The organism is Metabacillus halosaccharovorans (assembly GCF_002019635.1).
Lineage (GTDB): Bacteria > Bacillota > Bacilli > Bacillales > Bacillaceae > Metabacillus > Metabacillus halosaccharovorans.
Genome location: NZ_KV917372.1, coordinates 800,839 through 820,809, shown reverse-complemented (window position 1 = coordinate 820,809; position 19,971 = coordinate 800,839). Strand labels below are relative to the sequence as shown.

The 19,971-nt window shown below is 35.9% G+C and carries 17 protein-coding genes; all 17 read left to right on the top strand.

The genetic code is table 11. The annotated features are described in order from the left end of the window. The first annotated feature begins 5 nt into the window (after positions 1-5). On the top strand, positions 6-1,238 hold the full coding sequence (bcbE, locus tag BK577_RS18325; protein WP_078434290.1) for a bacillibactin exporter BcbE: 1,233 nt from the start codon (positions 6-8) through the stop codon (positions 1,236-1,238). Positions 1,239-1,397: 159 nt separating this feature from the next. After that, complete coding sequence (gene yfmF, locus BK577_RS18320; RefSeq protein ID WP_078434289.1) at positions 1,398-2,675, top strand: EF-P 5-aminopentanol modification-associated protein YfmF; 1,278 nt, start codon at positions 1,398-1,400, stop codon at positions 2,673-2,675. Further along, the gene (yfmH, locus tag BK577_RS18315; protein WP_078434288.1) at positions 2,672-3,958 is read left to right on the top strand and encodes an EF-P 5-aminopentanol modification-associated protein YfmH; all 1,287 of its coding nucleotides are present in this window, start codon (positions 2,672-2,674) and stop codon (positions 3,956-3,958) included. Before yfmF ends, yfmH begins: the two co-directional genes overlap by 4 nt. A 90-nt stretch (positions 3,959-4,048) precedes the next feature. Continuing rightward, positions 4,049-4,759 (top strand): elongation factor P 5-aminopentanone reductase, encoded by a 711-nt coding sequence (ymfI, locus tag BK577_RS18310; protein WP_078434287.1) that lies wholly within the window; start codon positions 4,049-4,051, stop codon positions 4,757-4,759. A gap of 69 nt (positions 4,760-4,828) precedes the next feature. Further along, positions 4,829-5,086, top strand: coding sequence for a DUF3243 domain-containing protein (locus BK577_RS18305; protein ID WP_078434286.1), 258 nt, complete (start codon positions 4,829-4,831; stop codon positions 5,084-5,086). Positions 5,087-5,194: 108 nt separating this feature from the next. Beyond that, positions 5,195-5,986 (top strand): DUF3388 domain-containing protein, encoded by a 792-nt coding sequence (locus BK577_RS18300; protein ID WP_078434285.1) that lies wholly within the window; start codon positions 5,195-5,197, stop codon positions 5,984-5,986. Between the two features lie 16 nt (positions 5,987-6,002). After that, complete coding sequence (locus BK577_RS18295; RefSeq protein WP_078434284.1) at positions 6,003-6,884, top strand: helix-turn-helix domain-containing protein; 882 nt, start codon at positions 6,003-6,005, stop codon at positions 6,882-6,884. Positions 6,885-7,023: 139 nt separating this feature from the next. Continuing rightward, complete coding sequence (pgsA, locus tag BK577_RS18290) at positions 7,024-7,602, top strand: CDP-diacylglycerol--glycerol-3-phosphate 3-phosphatidyltransferase (RefSeq protein ID WP_026559279.1); 579 nt, start codon at positions 7,024-7,026, stop codon at positions 7,600-7,602. Positions 7,603-7,631: 29 nt separating this feature from the next. Beyond that, on the top strand, positions 7,632-8,879 hold the full coding sequence (locus tag BK577_RS18285) for a competence/damage-inducible protein A (protein WP_078434283.1): 1,248 nt from the start codon (positions 7,632-7,634) through the stop codon (positions 8,877-8,879). Positions 8,880-9,178: 299 nt separating this feature from the next. After that, positions 9,179-10,219: a recombinase RecA gene (gene recA / locus BK577_RS18280; protein ID WP_078434282.1), complete on the top strand. Its 1,041-nt coding sequence runs from the start codon at positions 9,179-9,181 to the stop codon at positions 10,217-10,219. Positions 10,220-10,689: 470 nt separating this feature from the next. Beyond that, positions 10,690-12,252: a ribonuclease Y gene (gene rny, locus BK577_RS18275; RefSeq protein WP_078434281.1), complete on the top strand. Its 1,563-nt coding sequence runs from the start codon at positions 10,690-10,692 to the stop codon at positions 12,250-12,252. A gap of 255 nt (positions 12,253-12,507) precedes the next feature. Then, positions 12,508-13,302 (top strand): TIGR00282 family metallophosphoesterase, encoded by a 795-nt coding sequence (locus tag BK577_RS18270; protein WP_026559275.1) that lies wholly within the window; start codon positions 12,508-12,510, stop codon positions 13,300-13,302. 206 nt (positions 13,303-13,508) lie between these two features. Next, on the top strand, positions 13,509-13,769 hold the full coding sequence (spoVS, locus tag BK577_RS18265) for a stage V sporulation protein SpoVS (RefSeq protein ID WP_003181955.1): 261 nt from the start codon (positions 13,509-13,511) through the stop codon (positions 13,767-13,769). Between the two features lie 99 nt (positions 13,770-13,868). Continuing rightward, on the top strand, positions 13,869-14,792 hold the full coding sequence (locus BK577_RS18260) for a dipeptidase (RefSeq protein WP_078434280.1): 924 nt from the start codon (positions 13,869-13,871) through the stop codon (positions 14,790-14,792). A gap of 190 nt (positions 14,793-14,982) precedes the next feature. Beyond that, positions 14,983-16,719 (top strand): 2-oxoacid:acceptor oxidoreductase subunit alpha, encoded by a 1,737-nt coding sequence (locus tag BK577_RS18255; protein ID WP_078434279.1) that lies wholly within the window; start codon positions 14,983-14,985, stop codon positions 16,717-16,719. Between the two features lies 1 nt (position 16,720). Continuing rightward, positions 16,721-17,593: a 2-oxoacid:ferredoxin oxidoreductase subunit beta gene (locus BK577_RS18250; protein WP_078434278.1), complete on the top strand. Its 873-nt coding sequence runs from the start codon at positions 16,721-16,723 to the stop codon at positions 17,591-17,593. A 186-nt stretch (positions 17,594-17,779) separates the two neighbouring features. Beyond that, a complete protein-coding gene (locus tag BK577_RS18245) occupies positions 17,780-19,921 on the top strand; it encodes a DNA topoisomerase III (RefSeq protein WP_078434277.1) in 2,142 nt (713 codons plus the stop codon). Positions 19,922-19,971: the final 50 nt, after the last annotated feature.

The window sequence follows — 19,971 nt, the reverse complement described above, 5'->3', positions numbered from 1 at the left end:
GCGATATGGAAGCACGAAAGAAGCTGGATTTACTTGCATTATCTTCTGTTCCTCTTGTCATGACGTTAGGAAACTCTATGTTAATTCCTGTTTTACCTCAGATCTCCAAAGAATTAGGGATAAATGCTTTTCAGGTTTCTTTAATCATTACGGTATATTCAATTGTGGCCATTTTATTAATCCCAATTGCGGGATATCTATCAGACCGGTTTGGTAGAAAAGTTGTAATGGTTCCTTGTTTAATCATAGCTGGGGTAGGTGGAGCAGTTTCCGGATGGGCTTCATGGAAGATGGATGATCCATATATCGTGATCCTCTTAGGACGTGTATTACAAGGTATTGGCTCTGCAGGTGCAGCACCTGTTGTTATGCCATTAATAGGGGACATGTTTGAAGATGATGAACAAATAAGTGCAGGTCTTGGATTAACTGAAACAGCAAATACTGCTGGAAAGGTTTTAAGCCCAATCATAGGTGCAGTATTAGCTGCATTTGTATGGTTTTTGCCTTTTTGGTTTATTCCATTTTTCAGTTTAATCAGTGTGCTGCTTGTATTTTTCTTAGTAAAGGTACCAAAACAGGAAGATGATGAAAAACAAAGCTTTAAAGAATTTGCACATTGTGTAAAAGGTATCTTTAAACAGGATGGTAAATGGTTATTTGCCATTTTTGCAGTGGGCTGTACCATTATGTTTGTTCTATTTGGTATATTATTTTTCCTTTCAGATTTGCTTGAAAAGCAATATGCAATAGATGGGGTTAAAAAAGGGTTAGTTTTAGCCATACCATTATTAGCCCTATCTATTAGTTCATATTTTTCAGGTAAGAAAATTGGTCAAAATAGACATTTGATGAAAAGTGTCATTATTATCGGGATGTGTTTAGTGGCATTTTCATTTATTGCTTTAAGAGTGCAACACTCATTAATCTTTTTAATTTCCTTTTTGGTTCTAACTGGGGTTGGAATAGGGATAACATTACCAAGCCTGGATGCATTAATAACGGAAGGAATCGAGAAAGAACAACGAGGTACAATTACTTCTATATACAGCTCAATGCGGTTTATTGGTGTTGCAGCGGGACCGCCGGTATTTTCTTATCTGATGTCCGTTAGTGAACATCTTGTTTATTATATATCTGCCGGCACAAGTGTCATTGCTGTCATGGTTGTGATGCTCTTTATAAAGCCGGATAAGGACTTTGAAAAAGATCCAAGTCAACTTCCAAAACTTGCTTAAAACAAAGACAGTTCTAAACTTAGAACTGTCTTGTACTTTCATTCAAAAGGTATATGGATGATTATTTAGAGTAAAGATATAAGTAAATGTGTATTATTTCCTTTATTATCCTCGTATTGATATAATTACTAACAATGAATTCATAAAAGGAGGGTCTTCATGTCTTATATTGATGAACAACTTACAGATATTCATGGGATTTCGCTACACACTATAACAACATCCAAATTTAAGACGAATACAATTGTTTTAAAGTTATTAGCGCCATTAAATGAAAAAGATGTTACATACAGAGCGTTATTACCGTATGTTCTTCAAAGAGGTACGCAAAACTTCCCCACAAGTACCCGTTTAAGACAGCACTTAGATGAACTTTATGGTGCAACACTAAATGTTGATTTATCAAAAAAAGGTGAACAACATATTATTACCTTTCGAATGGAAGTGGCAAATGAAAAGTTTTTATCTGATTCTGCACCACTATTAGAAAAATCTTTAAAGTTACTTGCTGACATTTTACTAAATCCGGTTACGGATGGTGGAATTTTTCAAGAAGAATATGTTACACAAGAAAAAAGAACATTAAAGCAAAGAATTCAGTCTGTATATGATGACAAAATGAGATATTCCAATCTTAGACTTGTTCAAGAAATGTGTAAAAATGAACCTTATGCATTGCATGTTAACGGAGAATTAAAAGACATTGATGAAATCTCAGCTCAATCGCTCTTCGATTATTATAAAAACACGTTACTGCATAACAAAATAGATCTATATATTGTAGGTGATATTGATCGCCAAGAGGTAGAAAAATATGTAGAAAATTATTTTTCAATAAAGAATACACCACAGAATATTGTTCATCCAACTGAAAGGAATGAAGTGGTAGAAAATGAAGTCATTGAAGAGCAAGATGTAAAACAAGGTAAGTTAAATATCGGGTATCGAACAAACTGTACCTACCGAGATGATGACTATTATGCACTTCAAGTATTTAATGGCATTTTTGGCGGTTTCTCCCACTCAAAACTTTTTATCAATGTTCGTGAAAAAGCAAGCTTGGCATATTATGCAGCATCAAGAGTAGAGAGTCATAAAGGCCTTTTAATGGTGATGTCAGGAATTGAGTTTCAAAATTATGAAAAAGCCGTAACTATTATTAAAGAACAAATGGCTGCTATGAAAAATGGTGAATTTACAGATCAAGAATTTGAACAAACGAAAGCGGTAATTCGAAATCAGCTGTTAGAAACAGTGGATACACCGTACGGATTAGTTGAAATTGTTTATCATAATGTCATTGCATCTATAAACCGCTCTTTTGAAGAATATTTAGAAGGTATTGAAAAAGTAACGATGGAAGAGGTTGTAGAAGTTGCAAAGAAAGTGGAACTTGATACAATCTACTTCTTAAAAGGAATGGGGGGAACAGCATGACAAAACCTATTCATTTTGAGCAGTTACAGGAATCTCTTTACTACGAAAAGATGGACAATGGATTAGATGTGTACGTACTGCCTAAAAAAGGCTTTAATAAGACATATGCAACGTTTACGACGAAATACGGATCAATTGATAATACTTTTGTTCCATTAAACAAAGATGAAATGATCCAAGTTCCTGATGGAATCGCACACTTTTTAGAGCATAAGCTATTTGAAAAAGAAGATGGGGATGTCTTTCAACAATTTAGTAAACAAGGCGCATCAGCAAATGCATTTACATCTTTTACTCGGACAGCATATCTATTTTCGAGTACCAGTCAAGTGGAAAGAAACTTGGAAACATTGATTGACTTTGTTCAAGAACCTTACTTTTCTGAAAAGACGGTAGAAAAAGAAAAGGGAATTATCGGGCAGGAGATTAATATGTACGATGATAACCCTGATTGGCGTTTATACTTTGGGCTCATTCAAAATCTTTTTCATCAACATCCTGTTCGAATTGATATTGCCGGGACAATCGATTCAATTGCAAAAATTACAAAAGATTCTCTTTATGAGTGTTACCATACTTTTTATCATCCAAGTAACATGCTGTTATTTGTTGTCGGAGCTGTTGACCCTGATAAAATTTTACAGCAAGTCCGAGAGAATCAACAAAAAAAGAATTTTACAGCACAATCTGAAATAAAAAGAGAATTTCCTACTGAACAAGAAACTGTGTTTAAAGAAAAAGAAATTTTAAAAATGAACGTACAAAGTTCAAAGTGCTTAGTAGGTTTAAAAGCCAAAAAGCCAAACAGAACTGGTGCAGAATTATTAAAATATGAGCTTTCCATGAATATTCTTCTTGATATGCTGTTTAGTAAAAGCTCAACAAACCATGAAGAGCTATATAAAGAAGGTTTAATTGACGATACGTTTAGTTATGATTATACAGAAGAAAGTGGCTTTGGATTTGCAATGATTGGCGGTGACACTGTGGATCCGGACCGTTTAGCCGAAAAAATTAAGGATATATTATTTAAAGCAAAAAATCATGGTGTTGACTTCTCAACTTTTGAAGCGACGAAAAAGAAAAAAATTGGTGCTTTTTTAAGAGCGATTAATTCTCCTGAATATATCGCCAATCAGTTTACCCGCTATGCATTTAATGAAATGAATCTATTTGATGTTGTACCAACACTGGAATCACTCTCTAAAGAAGATATGACAAATGTCCTGAACGAATCTGTAGAGGAGTCACTCTTTTCAGTATGTCAGGTCGTCCCTAAATAATTATTTCACTGAGGTCTGCTATTGTCAGGCCTTTTTTGAATGGGAATATGATAGAATAATGGAAGATTTCTTAATAATTAAGGAGTATTTATGGATAAATATGCATTAGTGACTGGGGCAAGCGGCGGAATAGGAACCGCCATTGTAAAAAAGCTCATTGAAGATGGCTACATTATTTACGTACATTACAACCAAAATGTTCAAGCGATAGAAGAATTAAAATCCTACTCTAATAACATTATTCCTGTTCAAGCCGATTTGACAATAAAAACAGGTGTTCAAGCTTTGTTGGAGCAAATCCGAATGCCAATTGAATTACTTGTGCTAAACAGCGGAATAAGCTTATACGGATTAGTTACCGATTTGCATGATGATGATATTGATAATATGGTCCAATTACATATAACAAGCCCTTTTAAATTAGTACAGCAACTCATCCCTTCTATGATAAGAAAAAAATCCGGCAACATCATTGTCATATCATCCATTTGGGGAATTACCGGTGCATCTTGTGAGGTCTTATATTCAATGGTAAAAGGCGGCCAAAATGCATATGTAAAGGCACTGGCAAAAGAACTTGCGCCCAGTCAAATAAGAGTCAATGCAGTGGCACCAGGAGCTGTTGCAACTAAAATGTTATCTCATTTTACCGAAGAAGAAATTAGGAACTTATCAGAAGAAATTCCACTTGGGAGACTTTGTCAGCCTGAGGAAATTGCTAATACTGTGTCTTTTTTAGCTTCTGAAAATGCTTCTTATATTACAGGACAAGTTATTTCTGTAAATGGTGGATGGATCTAAAAAATGATGAATAAATGGAACCTCCTCTTGGAACAATAAATTTGTATCAATTAAAAAGGAGGAACTCCTATGTCTGTCTTAGAAAATTGGAATGAATGGAAAGATTTTTTAGGTGATCGTCTAAACCATGCTCAAAATGAGGGTATGAACGAGCAAGTAGTAAACAACTTAGCGTTCGAGATTGGGGATTATTTAGCAAAGCAAGTTGAAGCTAAAAATCCACAAGAAAAAGTCCTCGCAGATTTATGGAGTGTAGCATCTGAACAAGAGCAACATGCTATTGCTAGTATGATGGTAAAGCTTGTTCAAAATAACGGTTCACATTAAGAGAGGAGAGATCCTCTCTTTTTCATTGATTTCATTGTCTTCATACTTTCTTCTTTTAGTAAAATCATTTATTATAGTTGGTAGTGGTTATTATAAGGGGGGCTTTCTTTGCCATTTGAATGGTATTTAGAATACGAGATCCAAAAAAATCGGCCCGGACTATTAGGTGATGTATCTTCTTTATTGGGAATGCTGTCAATTAATATTATTACGATTAATGGGGTCGATGATTCCAGGCGCGGCCTATTACTTAAGTGTGAAAGCAATGATCAAGTACGTAGACTTGAATCAATTTTAAATACAATGGATAATATAACAGTTACAAAGCTACGAGTACCAAAGCTGCGTGACAGATTGGCAGTAAGGCATGGAAGATATATCCAAAGAGATGCAGATGACAAGAAAACATTTCGTTTCGTCCGAGATGAACTTGGGTTATTAGTTGATTTTATGGCAGAACTCTATAAACAGGATGGACACAAATTAATTGGAATCCGAGGAATGCCAAGGGTAGGAAAAACTGAATCCATTGTTGCATCAAGTGTATGTGCTAACAAGAAATGGTTATTTGTTTCTTCGACATTGTTAAAACAAACGATTCGGAGTCAGTTAATAGCGGATGAATATAGTGAAGATAATGTCTTTATTATTGATGGAATCGTATCAACAAGAAGAGGGTCAGAAAAACATTTTCAATTGGTAAGAGAAATTATGCGGCTTTCTGCAACGAAAGTTGTTGAACATCCTGATATTTTTGTCCAAAATACAGAGTACACAATTGATGATTTTGATTACATAATAGAAATCCGGAATGAACCTGATGAAGAAATTACATATAAAGATGTAGAAAATCCACCAATGATGTTTGACACATCAGGACTCTCAGGATTTGACTTTTAGTTATGGGGTGTTACGGTTGAGTGAACTAGGTAATCGACTCAAACAAGCAAGAGAAGAGAAAAATATGAGCTTGGATGATCTCCAGGAGATCACCAAAATTCAAAAAAGATACTTAATTGGTCTTGAAGAGGGCAATTATTCAATGATGCCTGGAAAATTTTATGCCAGAGCATTTATGAAGCAATATGCTGAGGCTGTTGACCTGGATCCTGAAATGCTTTTTGAGGAATACAAAAATGAAGTACCAAGTACATACAAAGAAGATGTTCCTGAGCAATTATCGAGAGTGAGAACACATAAAGAGTTACCTAAATCAGCTTCAAAATTTATAGAGATACTTCCAAAATTGGCAGTAGTAGCAGTTGTTATTATTGTGGCAATTCTCCTCTGGTTATGGAGACAAGATGCTGCTGAAGATAAAACAGCAAATGATCAGTCAGAAAATCAAACAAGCGATGTTGAGTTTGAAAAAATAGAAAACTCAGCAACAAATGAAGAACAAAATGAAGAAGAGGCTCCTGCACAGGAAAATGAGGAGGCTGTTCAAGAAGAAGCTGAAACTAATGAGCCGGAAACACCATCTCAGACATTAACAGTAAAAGGTGTAGAAGGTTCAACAACGACATATGAATTAACCGGATCTGAAAAGTTTGAGCTTGAGGTAATTGCAAAAGACCGTACATGGGTTGGCATAAAAAATGGTAAAGGTAAGACATTCTTTGGGGCTGAAATAGCACAAGGTAAATCTCAAGTAAATGATTTTACCGCTGAATCCGAGATTACAGTTCGTGTGGGAAATGTTCCCGGAACTGATTTGAAGGTCAATGGTGAACTTGTTCAATATGAGGATACAAAGAAAACACCTCAAAATATAACCATAATTTATACGAAAGAATAGGGACAGACTCAATTGAAGGGGGGCTCGGTCCTTATCCTAACTAATTTGCTGAGATATGTTAGGATAAGGATTATACCTTTTTTAAGAGTCGTCCCATTTTAGTTATCATTATTGTTAAAAGATTACGGAGGAAAAATAAATGAATTTACCGAATAAGATTACGATTTCAAGAATTTTACTTATACCAGTTTTTATGGTGATCATGTTAGTTCCGTTTAACTGGGGAGAGCTTACTTTTGGGACTGAAACCATTTTAGTTACCCATTTTGTTGGAGCTATAATCTTTATCATAGCCTCCACAACTGATTGGATTGATGGTTATTATGCAAGAAAGCTCAATCAAGTTACAAATCTCGGAAAATTTTTGGATCCACTAGCAGATAAATTATTAGTATCAGCGGCACTTATTATCTTAGTTGAGCTCGGACTTGCTCCATCTTGGATGGTTATTCTGATCATTAGCCGTGAATTTGCTGTTACTGGATTGCGTTTGGTATTAGCTGGAGAAGGAGAAGTTGTTGCTGCAAACATGTTAGGGAAAATAAAAACATGGACTCAGATCATTGCAATCTCTGCATTATTATTGCATAATCTACCATTTGAATTAATGAACATCCCATTTGCAACAATTGCACTATGGGTTGCCACATTTTTCACTGTCATCTCAGGTTGGGATTATTTTATGAAAAATAAACAAGCCTTTGTTAATTCTAAATAATACTTATATAGGCAAGAGGTGGATATGTAATGGATATACGTACTGAGCTTATTGCTGTTGGATCAGAATTGTTATTAGGTCAAATAGCCAATACCAATGCTCAATTTTTATCAAAGGAACTTGCTGAGATTGGTTTAAATGTTTATTACCATACTGTTGTGGGAGACAACCCTGTTCGGCTTGAGTCAGCAATAAAGATTGCAAAAGAACGTTCTAATATTATTATCTTTACAGGTGGACTTGGTCCAACCAAAGATGATTTAACAAAGGAAACGATTTCTAATTCATTAGGTAAAAATCTTGTCTTTGATCACGCTGCTTTAGAGAGTATTGAGGATTACTTTGCCCGGACTAAACGGACGATGTCAGAAAATAATAAAAAGCAGGCACTTGTTATTGAGGGTTCAACGATATTAAAAAATGATTATGGTATGGCACCTGGTATGGCTTTGGAAGCCGACCAAACGATCTATATGCTTTTACCTGGTCCACCAAGTGAAATGAGCCCAATGTTCAAAAACTATGGAAGAGAATTCTTTCAAAACCAACTAGGGATTCAGGATAAAATCGTTTCACGTGTGTTAAGATATTTCGGTATTGGTGAATCTCAACTTGAAACTGATATACAGGATCTTATTGATGGACAAACAAATCCAACTGTCGCTCCCTTAGCAGCTGATGGTGAAGTCACTCTTAGACTAACGGCAAAGCATCCAGATGAAAAAACTGCTCAAAAATTACTAGATGAAGTAGAAAGAAAGATTAATGTTCGTGTAGGTGACTTTTTCTATGGATATAATGAAACAACTCTTATAAATGAGGTAAAGGCACAATTGGTTAAAAAGAAAAAAACAATTGCTGCAGCAGAGAGTTTAACTGGCGGTATGTTTTCAGAGCTAGTCACTTCATTGGAAGGTGCCTCTCAAGTTTTTAATGGAAGTATTATCTCCTATACGAATGAAGTGAAAAAACAAATTTTACATATACAAGAAGAAACTCTTGCGGCATACGGAGCTGTAAGTGAACAATGTGCAAAGGAAATGGCTGAACAGGTTCGTAAACTACTTAATAGTGATATTGGTATAAGCTTTACAGGTGCTGCCGGACCTGAACCGCATGAAGGACAACCAGTTGGAACAGTGTTCATTGGTATCGCCGACAAGGATCAAACGAACGTTTATGCTTTAAACTTAGCCGGTTCAAGAAAAGGAATCCGTACAAGAACGGCAAAGTATGGATGTCACTATTTGGTCAAACTATTAAATGAAATAGAATGATATAATGAAGTCTGTTATGCAAAGTCTAATAGCGAAGCTTAACAGGCTTTTTTTTATTTAAATGTAATTGCTTGAGAGATAGGAAGGCGAATGAGCTTTTGAAAGAACAATATAAAAATAGTTAAAATTAAATTTTGTTTGATAAGCTGGTGCTTATTTTAACGTTTTCTGTTAGCGGAAAATTATATTTTTATATTTTATTACCCAGAAAAAAATCGAATGAATGTTCGACTTTTTACTTGGCAAACGAATGAAAAAGCGTTATATTTATTATAGATTGATTTTAAGGAGGAAATTTTGTGAGCGATCGTCAAGCCGCCTTAGATATGGCGTTAAAACAAATAGAGAAACAATTCGGTAAAGGTTCTATCATGAAATTAGGAGAGCAAACAGATCGTAAGGTATCAACTGCTCCAAGCGGTTCTTTAGCTCTTGATGCAGCGTTAGGGATTGGTGGTTATCCTCGAGGTAGAATCATAGAAATATATGGACCAGAGAGTTCTGGTAAAACAACGGTTGCTCTACATGCAATTGCAGAAGTTCAACAACAAGGTGGTCAAGCAGCATTTATTGATGCTGAGCATGCCTTAGATCCGGTCTATGCCCAAAAATTAGGTGTTAATATTGATGAATTATTGCTTTCACAGCCTGATACAGGTGAGCAAGCACTAGAGATTGCTGAGGCACTTGTTCGTAGTGGTGCCGTTGATATTCTTGTTATTGACTCAGTAGCAGCATTAGTACCAAAAGCTGAAATTGAGGGTGAGATGGGTGATTCTCACGTTGGACTGCAAGCTCGATTAATGTCACAAGCATTACGTAAGCTATCAGGTGCAATTAATAAATCAAAAACAATTGCTATCTTCATTAACCAAATTCGTGAAAAAGTAGGCGTTATGTTTGGTAACCCTGAAACAACTCCTGGAGGTCGAGCACTAAAATTCTATTCTTCTGTTCGTTTAGAAGTTCGTCGTGCTGAGACACTTAAGCAAGGAAATGAAATGGTTGGGAACAAAACAAAAATTAAAGTCGTGAAGAATAAGGTTGCACCTCCATTTAAAGTGGCTGAAGTTGATATTATGTATGGAGAAGGGATTTCTAAAGAGGGAGAAATAATTGATCTTGGTTCAGAAATTGATATCGTTCAAAAGAGTGGATCATGGTATTCATATAATGAAGAACGCTTAGGTCAAGGCCGAGAAAATGCAAAACAATTCCTAAAGGAAAATCCTGCACTTCGCTTAGAAATTCAAGAAAAGATTCGTCAACACTATGGTCTGGATGAAGAAGTTATTGCTCCAGATGAAAGTCAGGAAGAAATGGATCTATTAGGAGAATAATGATTAATAAAAGGGCAATTTTGCCCTTTTTTATTATGCAAAAATAAATAAAAAACGAAGACTTTCTGAATCATAAAGAAGTATTCTTATACATTATTTATTTTAAGGGTATTATATATTGTGACATATTTCTACAAAAATCAACCTTATTTCTAGGTTTGGAGCGACTATTTATAATAAGGTGGCTCTCAAAATGCCTGTAAACATTATGTTACCGGGCTTGACAATAAAAATTCACAGATTTACAATTGAGATGTATATTTTACATTTTTGTAGAATCATGATTGAAGCATTTTGAAAGCAGAAAATGTTGGTACTTGATATTGTCTTATTTCGACTCATGTAAAGACGCAAAGAGTTCCACATGAAAAAAAGGCTTTGAGCTGTATGTTGACAACTTATAATTGAACAATGTACATGCCGACACTTTAATCTAGAAAAACAAGTTCATAGCAAGAGGAGGTGTAATGATGGACGTAGTATCAATAATCATCTCCATTTTGCTTGGCCTAATCGTCGGTGCAGTTGTTGGCTATTTTGTTCGAAAATCTATTGCCGAAGCGAAGATTGCTGGCGCTACAAGTGCAGCAGAGCAGATTCTTGAAGATGCAAAACGTGACGCGGAGGCTACTAAGAAAGAAGCACTTCTTGAAGCGAAGGATGAAATCCATAAGCTGCGCACAGATGCTGAACAAGAAATTCGCGAAAGACGCAATGAGCTTCAAAAACAAGAAAATCGCTTATTACAAAAGGAAGAGAATCTTGACCGTAAGGACGAGTCTTTAGATAAACGTGAGGTTATGCTAGAGAGAAAAGAAGGTTCTCTGAATGAAAGACAACAGCATATTGAAGAGATGGAAAGCAAAGTGGACGAGATTGTGCGTAAACAGCAAACAGAGCTTGAACGTATTTCCAGCCTTACACGAGATGAAGCAAGAAGCATCATTCTTGATAAGGTTGAAAATGAACTCACACATGATATTGCAATCATGATTAAAGAAAGTGAGAATCGAGCTAAGGAAGAGGCTGACAAAAAGGCTAAAGAAATCCTGTCACTTGCTATTCAACGATGTGCAGCAGATCATGTAGCCGAAACAACCGTGTCTGTTGTTAATCTTCCAAATGATGAAATGAAAGGCCGTATTATCGGACGAGAGGGACGTAATATCCGTACGCTTGAAACACTTACAGGTATAGACCTAATCATCGATGATACACCTGAGGCTGTCATTTTATCAGGATTTGATCCAATTCGACGCGAAACAGCTAGAATAGCTTTAGACAAGCTAGTTCAGGATGGCCGGATTCACCCTGCAAGAATTGAGGAAATGGTTGAAAAATCTCGTCGAGAAGTGGATGAATACATTCGTGAAATCGGTGAGCAAACGACATTTGAAGTAGGGGTACATGGTCTCCACCCTGATTTGATTAAAATACTTGGTCGTTTGAAATTCAGAACAAGTTATGGTCAAAATGTACTAAAGCACTCAATGGAAGTTGCTTTCTTATCAGGTTTAATGGCTGCTGAGCTTGGTGAAGACGAATTATTAGCAAAACGTGCAGGTTTATTGCATGATATCGGGAAGGCTATTGACCATGAAGTTGAAGGAAGCCACGTTGAAATTGGTGTTGAATTAGCTACAAAGTATAAAGAGCATCCTGTTGTCATTAATAGTATTGCTTCACACCATGGCGATACAGAGCCAAATTCAATTATTGCTGTCATTGTAGCTGCTGCTGATGCATTATCAGCTGCAAGACCTGGTGCACGCAGTGAAACTCTTGAAAATTATATTCGTCGCTTAGAAAAGCTAGAAGAGATTTCTGAATCCTATGAAGGTGTTGAAAAATCATTTGCTATTCAGGCTGGTCGTGAAGTACGAATCATGGTTAAGCCAGATACGATAGATGATTTACAGGCACATCGTTTGGCAAGAGACATTCGAAAACGAATAGAAGAAGAGCTCGACTATCCTGGTCACATTAAAGTTACGGTAATCCGTGAAACTCGGGCTGTTGAATATGCAAAATAAAGTGGTGCAGAGATGCGCCACTTTATTTTTGCACGCGTTTAGGAAATGATGAAATTCTTGAACAGTGGATAAGAGCTTAGACATCCAGCTCCAGCGCCTAGCCCCTCGAGGTCATAAGACGTAAATGAATTGAAGAAAAAGAACGTCTTCTATTCATTTACATCTTATTTGCCCTAGACTGACCAAGGCGCTTGCACTTTTGCACTAATTTGTGCAACACTAGTTGTAATACTTTATAGTAAAGAGGGTACATAAATGAAAATATTATTTATCGGGGATGTTTTTGGATCACCAGGTCGGGATATGGTGAAGGAATACTTACCAAAGTTAAAAACAAAATACCAGCCACACGCTGTCATTATAAACGGAGAGAATGCAGCACATGGTAGAGGTATTACAGAGAAGATGTATCAGCAATTTATACAACAAGGTGCACATGTAATCACAATGGGAAATCATACATGGGATAACCGTGACATCTTTGAATTTATTGATGATACAACACAAATGATACGACCTGCCAATTTTCCTGAAAATAATCCGGGAAAAGGAATGACCTTTATAACAGTAGGTGGAAAGGAAATAGCAGTCATAAATTTACAAGGACGTGCATTTTTACCACCATCAGATTGTCCTTTTAAAAAAGCTGATGAATTAATAGAACAAGCTAAAAAGCGGACTTCAGTCATTTTTGTGGATTTTCATGCTGAAGCAACCAGTGAAAAACAGGCGATGGGTTGGTATTTAAATGGACAGGCATCGGTAGTTGTAGGGACACATACACATGTTCAAACAGCCGATGAAAGGATATTAGATAAAGGAACTGCATACATAACAGATGTTGGAATGACAGGTCCGTATGATGGAATCTTAGGTGTTGACAGGGAAATGATCTTAAAGCGCTTTTTAACGGGCCTTCCGGTTCGTCATGATGTAGCAGAGGGTAGAACTCAGCTAAGTGGTGTTGTAGTTGATGTGAATGATAAAACTGGGAAAGCCAGTAAAATTGAACGTATTCTTATTAATGATGATCACATGTTCTTTGAGTAAGAACATGAATTTATGTATAAGTGCGAATTTTTCGAAATAATGTGCGAACAAGCAGGAATATATTCCAACTCTAGTGAATATAGTAGCAATGGATATATAACTAACACTGTTTAAAGGGGATTTAGGGGAGGTCCTTTTAAACAAAATATACCAAAGATTGTTCTAATGAACACTCAAGGATTCATTGAAAAAAGGGGGAACTAGAAATGGAAATATTAAAGGTTTCAGCAAAATCAAATCCTAATTCAGTTGCTGGTGCATTAGCCGGAGTATTGAGGGAGAGAGGTGCTGCCGAAATCCAAGCAATTGGAGCAGGAGCCCTTAATCAAGCAGTAAAAGCTGTAGCAATTGCGAGAGGATTTGTAGCTCCAAGTGGAGTGGACTTAATTTGTATTCCTGCTTTTACAGATATTCAAATAGATGGTGAAGAGCGTACTGCCATAAAACTAATCGTAGAGCCGAGATAATAAACTCTATGAAAGAACATGAAACGGGTTTGACTCAATGAGTCAAACCCTGTTTTTTTATAAAAAATTAGTAAAAGTGAGATAAAGGAGTGAGTAGTCTTGAAAATCTTTGATGCACATTGTGACATGCTTTTTAAGCTCTGGCAAAATCCAAAACTAGATGTGTTTTATGATAATCGGTTACATGTCGATCTATCAAAACTTAAAACAGCTAATAAGAATATCCAATGCTTTGCCATTTTTGTTCCAGATAATATTCCATTTGTCCAAAGGTTAACTGTAGCACAACAACAAATCAATATTTTTTACCAAAAGATTCTTCATAAATATCCCGAGATTAAACTTATTAAAACGAAGGAAGATCTAGCAGGCTTAAAGGATGGAGAAACTGGTGCCATTTTAACACTTGAGGGATGTGATGCAATAGGCGATCAAATTGGTAACCTTGAGCTCCTATATGAGCTTGGTGTTCGGTCTGTAGGGTTAACGTGGAACTATGCTAACCTAGTGGCAGACGGTGTGTTAGAAAAGCGAAATGCGGGCATTACAAACTTTGGGACAGAAGTTATACGCTATTTAAATAAACAAAAGATGTGGACTGATTTATCGCATGCTAGTGAAAGAAGCTTCTGGGAAGCATTAGATCTTGCGGATTACCCCATTGCTACTCACTCAAATGTTTATACTATATGTTCACATGTAAGGAATTTAAAAGATGAACAAATCGTGGCTCTTTTTCGTAAGAAAGGTGTTATTGGTGTTACATTTGTTCCTTTTTTTACGTCTGAACAACCTGAACCAACTATATCAAATCTACTAAAACATATTGATTATTTGTGTTCATTAGGTGGAGAAAATCAAATTGGGTTTGGTTCTGATTTTGATGGAATAGATGAAACGATAGTTGGACTTGAAAATTATTCCTGTTATGAGATTTTAGGAAATGAGTTACTGCAACATTATTCTGATTCACAAGTGAAAAAGTTTCTTTTTCAAAATTTAGCTGATTATCTTTCTTTTTAATATTTTAGTTAAAGTCTTGTATTTTTTCCTGGTAAGGTCTACAATTGAATACGTTTAGTGTAAAACCAATCATTTTACTAAGTTTTGGGCTGCATCGCAACAATTACATAAAAGTTGGTATACTTAATGTGATGTAATCTAAAAGAAAATAGATAAACAAATGAAAGCATAATTGAGGAGTGTAGAGGGCATGATTAGTCAACTTTCCTGGAAAGTTGGTGGACAGCAAGGTGAGGGTATTGAAAGTACAGGGGAAGTATTCTCTATTGCATTAAACCGACTAGGATATTATTTATATGGATACCGCCATTTTTCATCTCGAATTAAAGGCGGACATACAAATAACAAGATCCGTGTAAGTACAACACAAGTTCGTGCTATTTCAGACGAGCTTGATATATTAGTAGCGTTTGATCAAGAGACAATAGATGTTAATTTTCATGAGCTTCGTGATGGAGGAATTGTCCTTGCAGATACTAAGTTTAAACCAACAATTCCTGAGAATGAGGGTGTAACTCTTTATTCTGTCCCATTCTCTGAAATTGCCACTGAACTTGGAACATCGCTAATGAAGAACATGGTAGCAATTGGTGCGACAAGTGCCATTTTAGATATTGATGCAACCCAATATCGCGAAGTGGTGCAAGAAATTTATGGTCGTAAGGGTGAACAAATTGTTGCCAAAAATATGCAAGCTATCGAAACGGGTGCAAAATATTTAAAAGAAGAGCTTGAATATAACCGTGAAGATCTATATTTAGAAAAAGCAGATGGGAAAAAGCGTATGTTTATGATCGGTAATGACGCTATTGCATTAGGTGCTATTGCAGGTGGATCACGCTTTATGGCTGCCTACCCTATAACTCCCGCTTCTGAAATAATGGAATACTTAATTAAAAAATTACCTAAATTTGGTGGAGCAGTGATTCAGACGGAAGATGAAATTGCTGCCTGTACAATGGCGATCGGTGCCAACTATGCTGGAGCACGTACATTTACAGCATCAGCTGGGCCAGGTTTATCTCTCATGATGGAAGCAATCGGATTATCCGGTATGACTGAACAACCACTTGTTATTATTGATACACAACGAGGTGGACCAAGTACCGGATTACCAACAAAGCAAGAGCAATCTGACTTAATGGCCATGATTTATGGTACACACGGAGAAATACCTAAAGTAGTTATGGCTCCAAGTACAGTTCAAGAAGCATTTTATGACACGATTGAAGCTTTTAACATAGCCGAAGAGTACCAAGTTCCTGTTATTCTTTTAACAGATTTACAACTTTCATTAGGAAAACAAACTGTTGAGCCATTAGATTATAGTAAAATTGAAATCCGTCGCGGAAAATTAGTATCTGATGACTTACCAGAAGCTGAAAATAAGGCATATTTTAAAAGGTTTGAAGTAACCGAGGATGGTGTATCACCACGTGTTATTCCTGGTATGAAACATGGTATTCACCATGTAACGGGTGTAGAGCATGATGAAACAGGCAAGCCTTCGGAATCAGCAAGTAATCGTGTAGATCAAATGGATAAACGTTTAAGAAAATTAAACACTCTACAATTTAAGAATCCAGTTCATAAAAATGTTTCCCATGAAAATCCTGATGTTTTATTAGTTGGCTACATTTCAACTAGAGGGACTATTGAAGAAGCGATGGCAAGACTTGAAGCAGATGGAATCCAAGTAAACCATGCACAAATTCGCTTAATTCACCCATTCCCAACAGAAGAAATGCTGCCATTAGTAGAGGCAGCTAAAAAAGTGATTGTCGTTGAGAATAATGCAACAGGTCAACTGGCAAATTTATTAAAAATGAATGTGGGACATGCTGGCAAAATATCATCCCTATTAAAATATGATGGAAATCCATTCTTACCTCATGAAATTCATACAAGAAGCAAGGAGTTGATCTAACATGGCAGCAACAACATTTAAAGATTTCCGTAATAATGTAAAACCAAACTGGTGTCCAGGTTGTGGTGATTTCTCTGTTCAAGCAGCTATTCAGCGTGCTGCCGCTAATGTAGGTCTTACACCTGAAAATTTAGCTGTTGTATCTGGTATTGGTTGTTCTGGACGTATCTCAGGCTATATCAATTCATACGGTTTCCATGGTATTCATGGTAGATCTTTGCCAATTGCTCAAGGAGTAAAAATGGCAAATAAAGATTTAACTGTTATTGCTTCTGGAGGAGACGGTGATGGCTTTGCAATCGGGATGGGCCATACCATCCATGCGATTCGCCGTAATATTGATATCACTTATATTGTTATGGACAATCAAATTTATGGTCTTACAAAAGGGCAAACCTCACCACGAAGTGATGCAGGGTTCGTGACAAAAAGTACACCACAAGGATCAATTGAATCATCACTTTCTGTCATGGAAATGGCATTAACAGCAGGAGCAACTTTTGTTGCACAGAGTTTTTCAACTGATTTAAAAGATTTAACTGCACTAATTGAAGCCGGAATTAATCATAAAGGGTTCTCATTAATTAATGTATTTAGCCCATGTGTAACTTACAATAAAGTAAACACATATGACTGGTTTAAAGAAAATCTAACTAAGCTTAGTACTATTGAAGATTATGACCCTCACAATAAAGAGCAGGCTATGCAAACTCTAATGAAAAATAATGGATTAGTAACAGGACTGATCTATCAAAATAAAGAGCAAAAATCATATCAAGATATGATCAATGGTTACAGCGATATCCCGCTTTCAAAAGCCGACCTGGAGATAGATGAAGAAGAATTTAATAAATTAGTTGCAGAATTTATGTGAAATAACAAAAGGGCTGATGGTAATTCATCAGCCCTTTTACTATGTTAGTTAATTAAGTGAAAATATAAATTTAATATGTTAATAAGACATATTTTCGTGTAAAATTAATTTTCTGTTATTTTTCATAAAAGAAAAAATAAAGTAAACTAGAAAAAAGACTTGTAAATTAGTAGGTGTAGGAAAGTTATGAAAATAATTATTGCCGAAAAGCCTGATCAAGCTTCAACCCTTTGTGCACAATTTCAACGAATAAAACGAGATGGATATTTTGAGATAAAACCAAATGAACTATTTCCTAATGGGGCCTATTGCACATGGGCGATTGGACACTTAACTGAATTAAGCCCACCAGAAGCTTATAAACCTGAATGGAAAAAATGGTCCATACCAATGTTACCGATTATACCTGATAAGTTTCGATACGAGGTAACGAAATCCAAAGCAAAGCAGTTTTATATTGTTAAACAACTTCTTACTAATCCAGGTATCACAGAGATTATCCATGCAGGTGATGCAGGGCGTGAGGGAGAGTTAATTGTTCGAAATATTATTCATTTGGCTGGTGTGAAAAAACCAATCAAAAGATTGTGGATTTCGTCATTAACACCTGCTTCAATATACGAAGGTTTTAACCAATTATTAGATGATGAAAAAACAAAAAATTTATTTTATGAAGCGTATTCTCGTGCATGTGCAGATTGGTTAGTAGGTATGAATGCTTCAAGAGTATACTCTCTTCTTCTTAAAAACCATGGAATGAATGATGTTTTCTCTGCAGGACGTGTACAAACACCAACTCTCGCGTTAATAGTGAAACGTGAAAGAGAAATAGATGAGTTTAAACCGGAACCGTTTTGGGAAGTCATTGCCACGTTTAAGATAAACGGGAAAAAATACAAAGGGAAATGGCATAAAGATCAACAAACACGTGTAATGGACCAAGAGCTTGCGAGTAAGATAGCAGCATTTTGTAAAGGAAAGCCAGCTGTCATTAAAGATGTAAAGACAGAACGAAAAGAATATCAACCACCGCTCTTGTTTAATTTATCATCTCTACAGGCAACCGCTAACAAGGCGTTCAAATTTTCTCCAAAGAAAACGTTGGATATTGTTCAGTCGCTCTATCAAAAGGGAATTGTTTCCTATCCACGTAGTGATTCAACATATGTAACTAAGGGAGAAGCCGAGCAATTTCCAGACATTTTGCAAAAATTAAGTGTGTTTGATGAATATAGTCATATGTTTCCGTTACCTAAATCATCAATTCTTACTAATTCCCGTTATGTTAATGAAAAAAAGGTGACGGATCACTATGCTATTATTCCAACTGAACAAGTGCGAGATCCTAAGAAACTATCAGCAGATGAACAAAGAATATATGATATGATCGTTCGTAGATTAATTGCTGCTCACTATGATCAGGCAATATTCGATTATTCGACTCTTATCACTTTAGTTGATGGACGTGCTGAATTTATTACAAAAGGGAAACAACAAATTCAAGAAGGTTGGCGTAAGGTCATTTACCAGGATGATAAGGAAAAAGACGAAATACTTCCAAATCTACAAAAAAATGATGATGGAATCGTAGAAAAAATTGATACTAAGGAAGGTAAAACTCAACCACCAAAACGGTATACAGAAGGTCAATTAATCACGTTAATGAAAACTGCGGGGAAATATTTAGATAATGATGAGCTCGAAAAAGTGTTAAGTAAAGTAGAAGGTCTTGGAACAGAAGCAACAAGAGCTGGAATTATCACTATGCTTAAAGATCGAAAATATATTGAGGTAAAGAAAAATCAAGTTTTCGCAACAGATAAAGCAAAAGTTTTAATCCAAGCGATTGGTGATCATATTTTGGCGTCACCAGAAATGACGGCAAAGTGGGAACAAAGATTATCTGAGATTGGTGACGGGCATGCATCACCTTCTGTTTTTATGGAACAAACGAAAAAACTGTCAAAGAAAATAGTATCTGATGCAATTGAGGTTTCAACGACATGGAGTTTTGAAGGCTTAAAAATTGAATCAATACAACGAACTTCTTCACGTTTTACAATAGGAAAAAAAGCCGGGAAATGTGTGTTATGTGAAGGTAATGTAGTTGACAAGGGGGAGTTTTACGGCTGTACAAATTATAAAACGAATCATTGTAAATTTACCATTTCAAAGAAGATCCTTGGCAAAAAAATCTCTCAAACTAATGTACAGAAGCTTTTAAATGAAGGACAAACAAATGTCATCAAAGGATTTAAAAAGGGGGAGAAAACATTTGATGCCAGATTGGAATGGAAATCAGGAAAGATTAGTTTTTTGTTTGAATAGCGTTAAATAAAAGAAGAAGTTTACATTATCATTTATATGCCATTATAGAT